The 14,742-nt window shown below is 56.7% G+C and carries 10 protein-coding genes and 2 pseudogenes; 3 read left to right on the top strand and 9 right to left on the bottom strand.

Annotated features, from left to right (window positions below):
• Positions 1 to 2: 2 nt before the first annotated feature.
• From IEY43_RS02450 to IEY43_RS02435, 4 genes are all read right to left on the bottom strand, one after another.
• Positions 3 to 554, bottom strand: coding sequence for a hypothetical protein (locus IEY43_RS02450; protein ID WP_188946995.1), 552 nt, complete (start codon positions 552 to 554; stop codon positions 3 to 5).
• Positions 555 to 556: 2 nt separating this feature from the next.
• Positions 557 to 1,531 (bottom strand): DNA adenine methylase, encoded by a 975-nt coding sequence (locus IEY43_RS02445; RefSeq protein WP_188946994.1) that lies wholly within the window; start codon positions 1,529 to 1,531, stop codon positions 557 to 559.
• A 25-nt stretch (positions 1,532 to 1,556) separates the two neighbouring features.
• Positions 1,557 to 2,645 carry an adenine-specific methyltransferase EcoRI family protein gene (locus IEY43_RS02440; RefSeq protein WP_188946993.1) on the bottom strand — a complete coding sequence of 363 codons (1,089 nt, stop codon included), beginning with the start codon at positions 2,643 to 2,645 and terminating at the stop codon, positions 1,557 to 1,559.
• Between the two features lie 1,594 nt (positions 2,646 to 4,239).
• Entirely contained in the window at positions 4,240 to 5,547 is a 1,308-nt protein-coding gene (locus IEY43_RS02435) for an ISL3 family transposase (RefSeq protein ID WP_188946992.1), read from the bottom strand.
• 515 nt (positions 5,548 to 6,062) lie between these two features.
• Between IEY43_RS02435 and IEY43_RS18535 the strand changes: the two genes are divergently transcribed.
• A complete protein-coding gene (locus IEY43_RS18535) occupies positions 6,063 to 6,689 on the top strand; it encodes a helicase associated domain-containing protein (RefSeq protein ID WP_188946991.1) in 627 nt (208 codons plus the stop codon).
• Positions 6,690 to 7,045: 356 nt separating this feature from the next.
• Here the strand turns inward: IEY43_RS18535 and IEY43_RS02425 are convergent.
• Positions 7,046 to 7,589: pseudogene (locus IEY43_RS02425) on the bottom strand (transposase); the annotation flags it as partial.
• Between the two features lie 1,270 nt (positions 7,590 to 8,859).
• Between IEY43_RS02425 and IEY43_RS02420 the strand changes: the two are divergent.
• The gene (locus IEY43_RS02420; RefSeq protein ID WP_188946990.1) at positions 8,860 to 10,092 is read left to right on the top strand and encodes an MFS transporter; all 1,233 of its coding nucleotides are present in this window, start codon (positions 8,860 to 8,862) and stop codon (positions 10,090 to 10,092) included.
• A gap of 104 nt (positions 10,093 to 10,196) precedes the next feature.
• Here IEY43_RS02420 and IEY43_RS02415 read toward each other — a convergent pair whose 3' ends face one another.
• The 4 genes from IEY43_RS02415 to IEY43_RS02400 all read right to left on the bottom strand — a co-directional run bounded on the left by IEY43_RS02415 (position 10,197) and on the right by IEY43_RS02400 (position 14,358).
• Positions 10,197 to 11,615, bottom strand: coding sequence for an ATP-binding cassette domain-containing protein (locus IEY43_RS02415; RefSeq protein ID WP_188946989.1), 1,419 nt, complete (start codon positions 11,613 to 11,615; stop codon positions 10,197 to 10,199).
• Complete coding sequence (locus IEY43_RS02410; protein WP_188946988.1) at positions 11,612 to 12,343, bottom strand: energy-coupling factor transporter transmembrane component T family protein; 732 nt, start codon at positions 12,341 to 12,343, stop codon at positions 11,612 to 11,614. The genes IEY43_RS02415 and IEY43_RS02410 overlap by 4 nt, the downstream gene beginning before the upstream one ends.
• A 4-nt stretch (positions 12,344 to 12,347) precedes the next feature.
• Complete coding sequence (locus IEY43_RS02405; RefSeq protein WP_188946987.1) at positions 12,348 to 13,160, bottom strand: ECF transporter S component; 813 nt, start codon at positions 13,158 to 13,160, stop codon at positions 12,348 to 12,350.
• 133 nt (positions 13,161 to 13,293) lie between these two features.
• Positions 13,294 to 14,358 (bottom strand): nucleoside hydrolase, encoded by a 1,065-nt coding sequence (locus IEY43_RS02400; protein WP_188946986.1) that lies wholly within the window; start codon positions 14,356 to 14,358, stop codon positions 13,294 to 13,296.
• A gap of 179 nt (positions 14,359 to 14,537) precedes the next feature.
• On the opposite strand from IEY43_RS02400, the pseudogene IEY43_RS02395 reads away from it, so the two are divergent.
• A pseudogene (locus tag IEY43_RS02395) lies at positions 14,538 to 14,742 on the top strand (ISL3 family transposase); the annotation flags it as partial.

The raw sequence follows: 14,742 nt of genomic DNA, 5'->3' as shown, positions 1-14,742 counted from the left end.
CCTCAACCTGCGTAAATAACGTCGCCGACTATTCTGCCTTGCGTATATAGATCCCACGCGGGGTTGTTTTTGTCCATGGCGGCCGGACGCCTGCCCGTTGTGAAGCCCGCGTAAAACTCACCGTCAAAAGTCTTTGCGATGTATATACGGAGGCCGCCGTCGGGGAAGTAGGGCTCCGCTTCTTCCTTGCTTTGGACATCATCGGGCGCGGTCGGGAAACCACGGTCCACCTTCCACGCCGGATGGCGCTGGCCGCCAGCCATCTGGCGATTTTGCCGGACAATACGCATCCGGCCTCCTGCTTTTCTCTGGAACTCAATGGGCCCGGATGCGGCCGAAACGCCAATTGCTCCGGCTTGGATCGTGAAGGGCAGAGAGCCAGTGCTCGGCAGTCCGAGAAAGTCCAGTGTTCTGTCGACCAGCGACTTAGGGATCTCGAAATAAAGCGAGCCTTGGCCACCCTGAGTCACGTTTGGATGGCGTTCGACGTTGTAGAACTCCCCAACCGGAACATTTCGCCACCAAATGCTTTCAATATCGATCTGCTGACTCATATTTACACAACCTCCACGTGGTACAATCGTTCGAGCACTGATCCATCCTTCACTCGACCATTGCTCCGATACCGCGCATGAGGCTGCTCATGTAAGGAAACTCTGCCGAATTCCTCCAGGATAGCCATCAGCGCATCATGCGAAACCTGGCCGTCCTCGCTGTACGAGATGAAGACATGATCGGCATCGAGGTGTTCCAGCGTCCGGCGGAACGCCTGTCCTGCGCTTCGCCGGTAACAGAAGTCCGATGCCTGATCCATCCACGGTCGCAGGCCGCCGTCGCCAGCCGCTACCGGCTCATCACCCCGCGCGAGCGTCTCCAGCACGTGGTAGTTGCCTGCGTACTGCCGCTTCGTGTACGGCGGATCGAGGTATACGGCGCTCGTTCCGAGAGTAGGAGCGAGGTTCTCCACCGCGCCCTGTAACACACGGTGCTGGCCAGGCGTCCACTCAAACTCCAGCGGCTCGAACTCGATAGGACGCAGTGCAGGGCGCGACAGCACCTTCCGGAAGTAGCCGTAGGTGCCGCTGATGTTGGCCACCTTGTTCGTCGAGAGCAGGAGATGTTGCAGCAAGATACTGTGCTCAAGCTCAGTAATCGTCTCGGTCGCTCGCAGCGAGGCGATCCCAACGCGTAGACCGTCGATACGAGCCGCATTCTCCGCGGAGAAGTAGAGCCGCGGTGCTCGGCCATTCGCGGGTGCTCCTTCAGCGCCGAACTCTTTGTAGAAGTAGCCCTGTACGGGTTCGATTTCCCGCATCCATGTCAGGGCTCCCTGGTAGCCGCCCAGTGCGGCAAACTCTGGCGCTTCCTTGGCTAGGAGGCGAGCCCGTGCGTGCACAACCGGGAACGTCAGTGCGTCAGAGGCCACTACATCGAAACCGACGCGTGCAAGCGCAATTGCTACTGACGCAGTGCCGCACATCGGGTCGGCGATGGACGCCCCGTCAGATAGGACATCGGAGATCTCGCTCACGATCCAGTCAGTGAGCTTCGTCTTGTTACCGAGGTATCGATACGACATGGCCGTCGGAGCTCCGTTCTTCGGAAGACGACGCCAGTCGCTTGTTCCTCACGACGATCCTGTCGTACATGCGTCTATAACCATCTTTACCAACCGGCAGGTAGAACCGCGGCCCACCTTGCTGGTAGGTGCCCTTCGCCGCGACTTCTGACATTGGCCGCCCCATCGTCTTACTCGACCCCACAATCTCGAACTGATCAGGGTTGTACTTGTCGATGAACGTGATCGGCACTCCCATGAGTCCTGCATAGTCGCGCGGGATATCAGCAGTGCGGCCCACCTCTATCGCGTCAAAATTTGCGTACACCGGGTACTCTTCAGGGCAGAACTCCTTTGTGAGTTCCAGATCTTGGTGCCGATCCTGGTAGTCCAGGTTCGTAAACCAACGCACGCCCTTTACACGGATGTAGCGATTACCCTCATTGTCGACGCGGGTGCCGGCTGCATCCAGAGAGTAATCCTCTGGAACACGGAATTCGCGATCACCGCTTCGAATGCTGGGTCCGTACCACACCTGGTCATTCTGGAAGAGCGGGAAGATCTCCTTATACGTCAACGCATTCATATTGCCCAACACGATGAACTTCTTGTCATGCTCTATCAATTGCGCCATGTACTCACGGAACAGTGAGAACGGTGGATTTGTCACCACAATGTCCGCCTGCTGGAGCAAAGCGATGCTCTCTTCAGAGCGGAAATCGCCGTCCCCAGCGAGTGGGCGCACGCCAATCTCGTCAGCATCGGGTACGCCGTTGCTGTTATTGTCGCCAATATACTCGAGCCATACAGCGCTCTCGGACTCACCGCTGCTGAAGGCCCCGGGGTCGCTGTTCCTGTAGCACGTAGCGATCAGTTTCTTGAGGCCGAGCTTCTCGAAGTTCGACGTGAAGTAGCGGAAGAAATTGCTCACCCTAGGATCGTCGCAATTCAGATATACAACTTTGTCCTGAAAGTGATCGGTGTAGTGCGCAAGTTCTTTTTCGATGTCCGACAGTTGAGTGTAGAACTCGTCCTTCTTCGCCTGTCGGGCGTCGTGGAAGTCACGATTCCTCGCACTCTTTGCCATGCTGTTCCTTCGCCATTTGTCATTTCGCGCTTCTGGCACGCGACGAAATATCTCCGCGCGACTTGCTTCCATGCTACCGTCGAGCACTCTAGGCCCTCGGGATCCTCCGGCTGCGCGCCGCGAGCACAGGCTGTGCTGTTTAGCACACCGGGCGACCTATCCGAAGCCTGCTAGTAGCGTCTGTCGCTCGCATGGATCGTGAGCTCCCGACGCGACACGCATCAACGCGATAGGATTCGTCGGTGCCAACTCGTAAAGCGAGCACCGCACACACCTCTACGCCGCATTCCTTGTCCCGGAGAATCAGCGGCTTGAAGCCACCGGCGACAGACACGTGACGCAGCAAGGCAAGCCGAATAAGTCGCAACTCATGAGCAGATCGCGCTCGTGCCCAGCATGCCAGCTTCCCGTGATCTCGTCGAGTCCCGGGGTCGTTCCGCAATACGGCAGGAGGTCGCTAGAGCGCTGGTAGAGGTGGTGCTATGCGACGCTGGTGCGGGCAGTCCTCGTGTCATCCTCTCATGAGCGGCAGACATACGGTGCGCCTGCTCTTTGCCGCGGGCTACGTCGAGGAGCCCGGAGACACCTTCATGCCATGCCAGGTCGCCTCCTCCAACCAGGTAATGCAGCAGGGCAGGCCGAAGTGCAGTCACTTTCTGAAGAGGTCGAGCGGGTCCACGGCATGGCGAAGGCCGCAGCCGATCGGTCCAGGGTGTTCCCTTGCAGAACACCTCCTTCTGAGAACCGAGAGCGAACAGGTGGTGGAGTGCGCTTTCAATGATCGTGGTGGGTGAAGTCATCCTTCGACTCTCATGCTCCGGATCGACATTTCACGTCGCGTTCGCAAAAGCTTTCAACGGAGATCGGCATAGAGGGGAGGATGCTTAGGACGCCGCGCTTCGGGCAGGCGAACGCGCGGCGTACACTGAGGTCCTCCACCGGGACGCCCGGGTTTTAGACCGCATCCGCCCTCTGCAAGTTGGGAAATACCAGTAAACCGTATCCCGGTGTTCGGTGGAAGAACATCAACTAGATCACCCAGCCCAATGGCCGGGCCTTAGTCGTATCTGGTAGGGGCCGACCGCAGGCCTGGTTCATTCAGCGGTGTGGGATAATGCATCGCCAGTCGGACTAACTCATGAAACATCGATGTTAGAAATTTCGCGAGCAAAAATATACGAGGCACAGGCCTTGCAAAACAGCGTCAGTGGGTAGTGCTGTTCCGACGACATGGAAGTGCTGATCCGGATACCTGGTAGTGCCCGGGAGATATCCCTTGCAAGATTGGCTGAATACCGCAGGCTCCAGAGTGGCGACAAGTTCATAGGGGAACGGGCCGAGAAGTTAGCCCGACTTCTCACTGGTGCGGATCGTGAGTGGGTTCTCGGTGGCGGTTGCCGTTGCGATGAGATCCACGCACGTCGTTGACGCTACAGTGCAACACCTCCAGCTTTAGTTTGAATCGATCACAACCAAACGGCGCTAGTCAGTTGGGGAAACGTCGGGCGTCCGCGTCGGGCGCGACGACCACGAGTCATCCGGGACCAACACCGGTGCAGTGGTTGCCCTCTGGATCGACAACTAAAGTGGCCCTTCAGGATTCAGGGTGTAAACGTGGCCTGAACCCGCCGGTCTCCAGCAATGACCGTGCGATATAGTGCGTCAGATTCCTGAACCCCAACGCGATACCCCGTAAATGCTCCAGTCTCCCATTTAAGGCCTCGGTGGGGCCGTTCGAGCTGCCCACGTGATCGAAGTAGGCCAGGATGTCATTCTTGCGACGTTTCAGCGTGGTGCCCAACCGTTTCAGCTCCGGTAATCCCGCAGGCACCTTTGCTCCGATCTCGTCAATCAGCGTCGATAAGGCCCACTTGCCGACCTCGACTTTTGGCTGCCGATAGGCATCGACCATCCGCTGATACACGCTCCACACCAGCTGCACCGGCTCATACGCCGGCTCGGTGAACAGGTCCTCCAGCTTGGCTTTCTGCTTCTCGATCGCCAGATCCAATCCCACGGTCAGTGTCCTGCGAGCCTTGTAGAGCGGGTCGTCTTTCAACCCGCGCCGTCCGTGCTGCTCGCGTTGCACCCGCTGCCGGGTGCGATCCAACGCGTCCGATCCGAGCTTGACCACATGAAATGGGTCCAGCACCTGAACCGCCTCAGGAAGTTCCTCGACGGCCGCGGTTTTGAAGCCGGTGAACCCGCCCATCGCGACCACTTCAATGCCCTGCTTCCACTGGTCCTCGCGTTCGGTCAGCCAGGTCTTGAATACCGCCTTGGACCGGCCCGGGATCATGTCCAGCAGGCGGGCGGTGCCGGTGCCGTCGCGGACCGCGGTCAGGTCCACGATCACCGTCACGTATTTGTCTCCGGTGCGGGTATGCCGCCAGACATGCTCGTCGACACCGAGGACCTTGACCCCGTCAAACCGGGACGAATCGCTGATCAGGACCCGTTGGCCTTCGGCCAGCACCGCGTCATTGGCGGTATTCCACGTGACGCCCAGAGATTCGGCGATGCGGGAGACGGACAGGTGCTGGCAGACCAGCCCGTTCAGGGCCCAGGCCAGGCCGGTGCGGCTGATCTTCTGGCGTGGTGCCATCGCTTTGGAGAGGTCCTCGCGCCACACGTGCCGGCAGGAGGGGCATCGGTAGCGGCGGTGCCTGATGACCAAGACGGTGGGCCGCCACCCGAACGGTGCGTGGGCGAGCCGGCGGGTGACCGTATCGCGTGGGGCGCCTTCGGATCCGCAGCGGGTGCACCACGGATCCGGTGCGGTCACATGGCAGAGGATTTCGGCTTTCGCCGCGGTGAGGTGCTGACCGATCGCGGTGAGGCCCAAGCCGTCGAGGCGGGTGAAGGTCGTGAGATCCGGTGCGGTAAAGGTAGACTCGTGCACTGTCGAGGTCTTTCAAGAATGTTTGTGTGGTAACTTCCATTCTTCGCGAAGGCCTCGACTTTTTGCTGCATTGGTGACACGCCCGGGATCCGGGGTGTTGGTTTTAGGTGGCTACACTCTCAATCCTGAAGAGCCCGTTTTCCATGCTCTGTTCGGCCTGGTCTTTCTTGATGGTCATATCGTGTTTTTCCTAGTCTCTTTCTATCAATTGACTAGGGGTCTTACACAATCAACCTGACAGGCTCGAAGAGTAATTTCGGCGAGCATATTGACATGACGCAAGGCGCCGCGTTCCTATCACTCAGCCTAAGTTTGAAAGAAGTCCAAAGAACTTCAAACCGAATACTGGGATGATAACCAGTCGAGAATGAAAAGCAGTATTGCCGCAACTAAAGATAATATTCACATTTTTTCATTGTGAGATCAGAAAAGGAGCTATTGATACACAATTTTAGGAATAAGTTTTGGATTGCTCGGTCTTCCGATTCTCGGCAACATGTACTACCGTTCTCGACATGACTAGCTGGGACGTGTCGAGGCACCCTGAATGGGACATGATGTACAGAGCAGGATTGACGGTACGGGAAATCGCTGACCGTTGCAACCAAAACGTCGCCACCGTCCAATTACACTTGCAAGTACGTGAAAAGTATCAGCCAGGCCTACGCTCTGCTCATGACATTGCATTGAATGGTCGAGGTCCCGATCGCCCATCAACCAAATGGCGTAAGTGTCTTGATGAGATAATTCAGTTCCAATCGATCCATGGGCGTTTGCCAAGGAACGACGGAGATTCTCAGGAACAACGACTTTTTCGGTGGATAGCCGTCCAGCGACGGTCATTCACTCAAGGGGGCATGTCTAAATCCAAGGTAGCGCTGCTCGGCGACGTCGCCGATTGGACGACAGACTTGCATCGACAAGAACTTGATGAACGTTGGAATGCGAAACTAATTGCTCTGAAAGATTTCGTGTCTGAATTTGGAGCCATGCCCCGGTACAAGACCTTCGCTTCTGAACGCGAACATTCGCTTGGGGTTTGGTTACATAATCAGCATCAAAGGCGAACCGAACTAAAATTGCAGGATTGGCGACTTGAAGCACTCAACGCGGCAATTCCGGGTTGGACAAGTAAAATGTAGGGCTGAATCCGATACACTGGTGTAATGCCCCGGGGCGCCCACCGGATTCGGTCCGCTGACTGTTCAACAGAAGCATCTGAAACCACCTGTATACCGAAGCAGCAGCAGTGATGCATCGGTCGAATAGCACCTATTATACATTGGTGGATGCCTCTAATTCCTGGACAAGAATCTGCAGATCAGTCATCGCCGATGATGACCAGTGCCGCTGACGTAGCCATCTGCAGCCGAAATTTTCTTTGCCAGCGGCGGCGCGACAACCTGGGATAGCATGTGCGGACGCCTGCTAGCCAAGCCGACCCTTTCTACGCGTGACTAGAAAACAAGTTGCCCTCCACGAACGGTTTTCTGACTCTTCAGGATTCAGGATGTAATCGACGTCTAAACCCGCCAATCTCCAACAACCACCGTGCGACATACTGCGCCCGATTCATAGACCCTATCGCGATACCTCGCAGGTGTTCCAAACGGCCATTGAAAGCTTCGGTAGACCTATTCAAGCTGTCCGCATGGTCAAAATACTTCAGGACGTCAGTCTTCCTTCGCCGCAGGGTCCCGCCGAGCTTCTTCAGCTCCGTCAACCCTGAGGTATCTTCGTACCAATTTCACCGATCAGTTGCTCCAACGTCCACCTTCCAACTTCGGGTTTCGGCTGCCGGCAGGCACCAACCATCTATTATGACACGCCCCAAACCAGTTGAACTGGCTCGTACTCCGGCGCCTCGAACACGTCCACGAGCTTGGTTTTCTGCTTCTCTGCGGCCAAGGACAACCCCGTAGTCAAGGTCCGACGGCATTTATACAACAGGTCATCTCTACGTCCTCTCCGGCCATGTTGTTCGCACTGGACTCGCTGTCGGGTTTGATCCCGGCCTCGGAACCCGGTTTAACTAAATGGAACACTTCGGGCATGCCAAGGCCGCGACCCAAAGTTGAGCATCAGCGCCGTGGCACTGCGTCTTTGGGTCTTCCCAACCCACGTCGATGCCGCGGACCGTACCCGGAGCCCAACAACGAGGGACTCGCTGAAATCAAAACGCAGAAAGCAGGTCAGGGAACCGAAAGAATCCAACAAAATTTTCAGGCAGTCATCAACTTTCTTGAGTTTGGGGAGCTCGCCCCGCGACGGCATTAGCTACCAAGTTCATCAACCCGCAACACGAGTGCGGCTACGAAGCCGTGCGCGTTCTTCCAAACTCTGGCGGCATCAGGCCTGCAGGTCTCTTCACGTACTAACCAAGGCTGGAAGCAACGCCAAGCAGCCTCAAGGAACATTACCGACGCTCAGATCCACAACGTCCCGCACGCCCGGCAGCAGCCCGCTCCCAAGACTGAAAAACCGATGCTGGAAGTCCTCTAATGCGAACCGGCCGATGCGTGACGCTGGAATGAACGGACTGGCCTCGGGCCAGCATACCGTGACCACGATCTGCACCAAGTACACCGTGCGGGCCATGGACCTGCTGAATCCGCCCAATTCCGTTTCATCAGATGTGGAAAAACCTTGGCTGAGTACACGGTTGTCACCTCTATAGGTTCAAAGGGCGATTCGCTCGACAAGGCCATAGCCGAAGCTCTAGATTCGGTCTACAAGGCGGAGCCGATCGATCGACATGTGTGGTCAGGGCATGTCGGAGTCATGGCAGAGACCTCCCGGCGGGTTGGCTGATGCATCATGAAGAAGCTGTATCCAGCACTCGAATACAGATCACCGGCTCAGATCCATCAACAATGGACCGAACAGAATGGCACGGTCTCGGAAACCGCGAAGAAAAATCAAGATAAGGAGACTCTAGCAAACCCGGGGCTTGACAGAGTAGTGGTGGATGCGACGATATTCACATGGTCACAGGCACAAAGATACGCTGGGGCCAATGTGTCATCAGTGTCGGTGTCATCGCCAATCAATAACTGGATCCGTTCCGAAGCTTCCCGCTCGTGTCTCCTGGCCCGCCGCCCGTTTGGTTCGTAATTCACCAGAGGTGCGGTGGCAATTACCTACCGCGGACATACCGAAATGCTAGCGCTCATGCACTGTTCTCCATGCTGATCGATATTTATCGTTCAATGACACATTGGTAGAGGCCGCGGTCATTGCATGGAACAATCCCATGGGGTTATCACGCCGCAGAATTCGACGGTAGACCCGAATGAAGGAGGAACTCCGCAGATGTCCGCAGCCCCGCACCAAGCCCTCCAGCGCACCGATGCCGCTTGGATCATCATCATGGCTTCCGGCGTCGTGGCTGGCCTGCACATTTGGAAGTTGGCCCCGGCCCTACCCATGATCCAGGAGCAGTTGGGCTTTTCCCTGCTGTTTTCCGGCATCCTGCTTGGCGTGGTCCAGGTAGCCGGCATGATTGGAGGCCTGGCGGTATCGCTGCTTTCGGAGTTCATTTCCCAGCGCAGGACGTTGCTGCTCGGACTTCTCTTGCTCTTCCTCGGCTCAGCCCTCGGCGGAGCTTCCCAAGATGCCAATGTCCTTCTGACAACCCGCATCATCGAAGGCGCCGGAGTCATCATGACGACAGTGATGGGCCCGGGGCTGGTTCGCTTGCACGCGCCGTTGAAGAACCTGAACATGGCTGTCGGCTGGTGGGCAGCCTACATGGGCATGGCGACGTTCCTCGGGGTCTTCAGCACGGCTCTGGTCTTGCAGTACATGTCATGGAGCACCTGGTGGTGGATCTTGGCAGGAATAACGTTGCTGCCGATTCCACTGGTGCTGAAGTTCGTGGCTCCCGATGTCCCAGCGGGTGCCTCTGGAATGCGCGATGCCGCCCGCCGCATCGGCATCACAGCCAAATCCGGACGCGTCTGGGTCAGCGGTCTGATCTTCGGCTGCTACACCGTGCAGTGGATGGCGGTAGTGGGATTCCTTCCCACCATCTACGAAGGCTTCGGTCTCTCCCCCGTCACCGGTGGTCTGGTCACCGCAGTGGTCGGCGGCCTGAACGCCGTGGGCGCCATTATCAGCGGCTCGCTGCTGCACAGGGGTGCCAACGGCAGAACCATGCTCTTGGTGGGCTTCATCCTGATGGCCGTGACGTCAACACTGACATTCGTCTTCGGCTACCCGACGCATCTTTTGTGGATCCAGATGATCGCCGTCGGTTTGTTCTCGATCAGCGGGGCAACCATTCCAACCACCATGACCCGCGTAGCCGTCGATCTGGCCCCGGCCGGCGGTTCTGCGCCAGCGTCCATGGGCTTGATCCAGCAGCTCTTCAACATCGGCAATTTCACCGGCCCCATGTTGCTAGCCGGCACTGCAACGCTCACCGGTGGATGGAACTCGACATGGTGGATCACCTGCGGATTCGCCTTGATCGGCATTCTCCTAACCATCGGACTTTCGCGTCGGAATTCGCCGTTCGAAGCGATGAACTCCCACCAAGGCTGAGGAGGGCGCACAGTCATAATGAGGAGATCCCTATAGACCGTCCAGGCTGATTCCCTGCAGGATTCTGGACTTCATTTTGAATGGGGTGGAGGGGTTGTACTGATCTATCTCGCATTTTCACTGGCGTTCAGTTGCACTGTTCGGTTAGCTGCCTGAGCGACGAACGAATCGTCGTGGCTCGTGAACAAGATGCCATGGCCCTTTGACGTGCAGGCTTCGATTATTTCTCGAAGTACCTTTATTCCGTTGTCGTCCAACCCCTCTGTTGGTTCATCCAGCAGCAAGATCTCCGGTTCATGCACAAGAACACTAGCAAGAGCCACTAGCTTGCGTTCCGACATGGACAGTTCGTATGGGTGCGTTTCTGCTTTGTCCCACAGATCCAGTCGGTCAAGCACCGCTGCCACCTGCTGTTGAGATTTAGCATCAGATCGAAGTCCGTAGCCGACTTCTTTGAACACGGTTCGTTCGAAAAGTTGGTCATTCGGGTTCTGCAGCAAGAGACCCGGCTTTGCGCTCGTGCGCACTGTTCCGGCTGTTGGTTTGAGCAATCCGACGGCAGCTTTGAGGATGGTCGTTTTGCCTACTCCGTTGAGTCCCAAGACTCCCACGCATTCACCGGCGTGAAGCTTGAAGTTGAATCCACTAATGGTCGGTGGTGTTGATGGTCCATAGCCGAGATTTGTTCCGGCAAGCTCCAGAAGTACCGATGAACATTCTCTCCCAGTGGGTTGAGGTGGCTTCTTGTCTAGACTTGGTTCTTGATTCGATGGAAGAGATTTCCGCTCGAACGATGATAGTTCCCCGCGTTCCAACCTAAGGACTTTGTCGGCATGATCCGCGCCATGTACATAGTTCCGGGCCAAGATGACAATCGCTTTGCCCAGCAATTTCAACTTCTGGGTGGCGGATATCACCATTTTTCGGGCGTTCTTATCCAATCCTGAAAATGGCTCGTCCAGGACTAGTACTTGCGGGTTATCGACCAGAAGTGCGCCTAAAGCAACGATTCGTGCTTGTCCACCAGATAGTTTGCCAACGTCCTGCGCGAGCAGATGGTTGATGTCCAGCATGTCAGCGATTGCAAGTATACGAGTCAGCATGTCCTCTCGTGGCACTCCGCGATTCTCCAGCGCGAACGCCATCTCTTCAGCAACAGTTGCCCTGATTCCTGATAGATAGTCATTGACATCCTGCGGCAGGAACGAAATGTGCTGAGCCCAGCCAGAAGGATCGATTCGAGGCCTTTTGTCCTCTGAGAATTCAATGCGTCTGCCACCAACGGTTATTGCGCCTTCAAACTGGTCCAAACCAGTTCTAGGCAATATTCCGGCCAGGATTGCACCTAACGTAGATTTTCCTGACCCTGAACCACCGCTAATAACTGTGACGGTCCCAGGACTAATGTTCAGCTTGATGTCTTGGAGAACGTCGACCTCAGCATGCGCATACCTGAAGTACTTAAGATCAATGTCGAGGCCTAACCCCGTTTTCAAGTTTCCAATGCTCAATTCACTGGTCATGCGAAATCCATCCAGCTTGGAACAAGCAGCAGAGCTGGCAATAGCAACACGCAAAGCACTGAAACATGGCGGATCCAACGTTGCCCATTGGAGTCTGGGACTTCCCGCAAACGAGTCATCCTCTGGGTTGCAGGGAAGCCACGGGCGGCCAAATGCGGTGCCCGATTGGCCGTTTCCTCCAAAGACGAAAGCACCAGGGGAACGGCCTGCAGACGGACCTTTTGGAACCAACCTCGTAGCCCACGACGAAACTTCACCTGTCGCAGCATCTGTGCTTCGTTGATGACTCGCTGCCGCTCAGCAAGTTGGGGAAGCAGAAAGAGTGTCGCTGCCACCAGATATCCAAGTTGCGCAGGTGCTTTCGATAGGTCAATTGCCGCTACCAATTGATGGCGGTCAATGACCAAGGAGCACAGCAGCCCGACCACGACCAGCACAGCCGTTCGCAGACCCAGCTCTGCGGCTGTCTGCAAGCCAGCTTGTGTCAGCCCGAAGCTCCCGTTGGAGGCGAGCCCGTGGATCATCAGCTGCGAGGCAAAAGTTGGCAGCACGATCGCGCTCGATAGGCCAATAAGTTTTTTGCTCTTGCCAACGCTCCAGGCCACAACCAACGCGCCGGCATTCACCGTGCAGCTGAGCCACCAGAGCCCAGCAGCTGTCGTAGTGGTCACCACGGCAGCAGCCACCGCCAGAACTGTGAACGGATGCAGCCGTTGGAACCAGTTCATGCCCTTAATCTCGTTCTCCGCCCCGCCGTCCAAGTACCCGGTAGCGACGCACGAACTCATAGCTCTGGGACATCCTGTTGGGAAGGGCATAAACGAGCAACGCAGCAATGAGGAAAACGATCGCCTTGTCCCCTGGGTCGGAGAGCAACGCTTGCTTGGTGACCGCTGACAACAATGAGTCGCCCATGGAACGGAATACAGTTACAACAGCACCGGTGCCCACACCCGAGGTCCCGCCGAAGACAAATGCCGCCACAGGTGCAGAGATCGCCCCTACGAGGACACCGGAGACAAGACCCGCAATAGGAGCCAGATATACACGTCGAACAGCACCGAAACGAGCTGCCGTGCCTGCAAGGAAGCCAATGAGCGCCGCTCCTGCCGCGAACGGAAGTACTGTCGGGGCAAACAAAGACCAGATCAAGGTTCCCAGGACTCCAGTTGCCGCACCGGCGCGACGCCCGGCCAGGAATCCGACCAGCACAGTGCCCATCGAATCCAGATACAGGGGCACCATCACCGAGCCGACAAACTGCCCCAAGAGGATATTCAACGCGAGCGCTACAGGAATCAAAGTCAATGTCGATACAGGCAAGTCCTGAAGGACAGCCGCCAGGAGCAGCAAGGCAGAAAGCAGGTACGCGGCGAACGTTGCCAGGGCTACGCCCTGGCCCAGCCCCCCGGTGAGATCTGTCGGTTGGGTAATCACGAGGACTGTATAGGTCGTAACGAGCAAGAGTGTGCCTGCAATAGCCAAGAGGTTACGACGGAGCCTGCTGCCGGTCGATTCGTCGGCAAGGAGCAAATTGGGTGACATGGTGAAGAGAATCCTCAGATGCAGTGCATGGATCGCGTCCCGCAGATACTGCTGGACGCCCGATTACCGGACCTATGTCACCTTGGCCCGGTTCATGAGTTTAGCTCACGAAGTGTCTTCTCGAAGATTCTCTTTACATTCGGAGGGCCAAATCGGCCAGCTTCTCGCGCAACTCGTCGAACCCCCGTGCCGGATTATTTTCCGTGACCACCTTCGCGTTTGCAGGTTTTCCCCACAGTCCGCGGAAGTCAGCGACCGTTGTTCCAAAAAGTAACGTGGACTCGGTTTCCACATCCACCGTCGCAAGCTTGGTTTGATACTCCAACGTGCCTGCGGCAACACCTGCTGCGAAGTAATCGTGAACGTGGGCGATGTAGCCTTGGTCGTAGTTTCTATGGAACTCAAAATAGAATCGCAAAGCATCGGAGACATACCGGATCAACGGGTTTTCCGCTTTACTCCGGGTACCCTCTGGATCTGTTTCCCGAACATGTTCTTCGTCAAGCTCGGCGGTCATGGCCAAGTCGTTGACGAATCCCGGTCGCATCTCAAATCGCTCGGTTGTTTCCAATGCACACACAATCGGCAGCTGTTCTTCTGGAAGCCCCGCCTCCGCGGCTGCGGTGTAGGCTGCAAAGACTTCCGTCGCGGCATGCGGGTCCACATGCGTATTCCATTCGGCGGTTGGGGTTGTATTTCCTTGGTAGTAGAACGCCCCACCCATGATCACGACCTTGCGTAGCAACCATGGCAAGCGAGGTTCTCGACGCAGCGCCAAGGCGAAATTGGTCAATGGTGCGCACAACAGCACCGTGAGTTCGCCAGGGTTCGCCCGTGCAGCATTGATCCAGAAGTCCACAGCGTCTCGGTCTTCGCCTTCCCTCGCTCCGGCGTCTGGCAACGTCGCATAACCGACGCCCTGGAGCCCATGGGTCTCCTCCGTGGTGACTAGCGGAATTTCCAAAGGCTTCCGCGCGCCGATCAGCACTGGCACTTCCGGTTTGCCACAGAGGGTCAGCAGTGCGCGGTTGTTGGCAGCTACTTGGTCAGCGCTCACATTGCCCGGGGTGCTGGTGACCGCAACAATGTCCACGTGGTCACAGGCGCAAAGGTACGCTAGCGCCAACGCATCATCGATTCCTGTGTCATTGTCGATTAACAGGCGGATCTGTTTTTGATTTTGAGTCCTATTTTGCATCAGAGTCACCCTACGTCATGGATGGCCAGCATGACCCGAAATCTGGCTCTTCAGGATTGAGAGTGTAGCCACCTAAAACCAACACCCGGGACCCCGGGCATGTCGCCAAAACGCGAAAAAGTCGAGGTCTTCCAGAAGAATGGAAGTTACCACACAAACATTCTTGAAAGACCTCGACGTTGCTCAATTCTACCTTCACCGAACCAGACCTCACCACTTTCACCGGACTTGATGGCTTAGGACTCACCGCGATTGGGCAGTACCTGGGCGCAGCGAAAGCCGAGATCCTCTGCCACGTCACCACCCCGAACCCCTGGCGCCGCACCTGCGGGGGCGAAGGAACACCGAGGGATACCGTCACCCGCAGACTTGCCCACCAACCCT

It is taken from the genome of Glutamicibacter protophormiae, from assembly GCF_014647495.1.
Lineage (GTDB): Bacteria > Actinomycetota > Actinomycetes > Actinomycetales > Micrococcaceae > Glutamicibacter > Glutamicibacter protophormiae.
The sequence above is the reverse complement of the archived record's forward strand: the minus strand, read 5'-3'. Positions and strand labels throughout refer to the sequence as shown.

Excerpts from the sequence above, each read along its gene's own strand:
- IEY43_RS02450 (WP_188946995.1), bottom strand. The coding sequence starts at position 554 with ATGAGTCAGCAGATCGATATTGAAAGCATTTGGTGGCGAAATGTTCCG.
- IEY43_RS02440 (WP_188946993.1), bottom strand. The coding sequence starts at position 2,645 with ATGGCAAAGAGTGCGAGGAATCGTGACTTCCACGACGCCCGACAGGCG.
- IEY43_RS18535 (WP_188946991.1), top strand. The coding sequence starts at position 6,063 with ATGACTAGCTGGGACGTGTCGAGGCACCCTGAATGGGACATGATGTAC.
- IEY43_RS02420 (WP_188946990.1), top strand. The coding sequence starts at position 8,860 with ATGTCCGCAGCCCCGCACCAAGCCCTCCAGCGCACCGATGCCGCTTGG.
- IEY43_RS02415 (WP_188946989.1), bottom strand. The coding sequence starts at position 11,615 with ATGACCAGTGAATTGAGCATTGGAAACTTGAAAACGGGGTTAGGCCTC.
- IEY43_RS02410 (WP_188946988.1), bottom strand. The coding sequence starts at position 12,343 with ATGAACTGGTTCCAACGGCTGCATCCGTTCACAGTTCTGGCGGTGGCT.
- IEY43_RS02405 (WP_188946987.1), bottom strand. The coding sequence starts at position 13,160 with ATGTCACCCAATTTGCTCCTTGCCGACGAATCGACCGGCAGCAGGCTC.
- IEY43_RS02400 (WP_188946986.1), bottom strand. The coding sequence starts at position 14,358 with ATGCAAAATAGGACTCAAAATCAAAAACAGATCCGCCTGTTAATCGAC.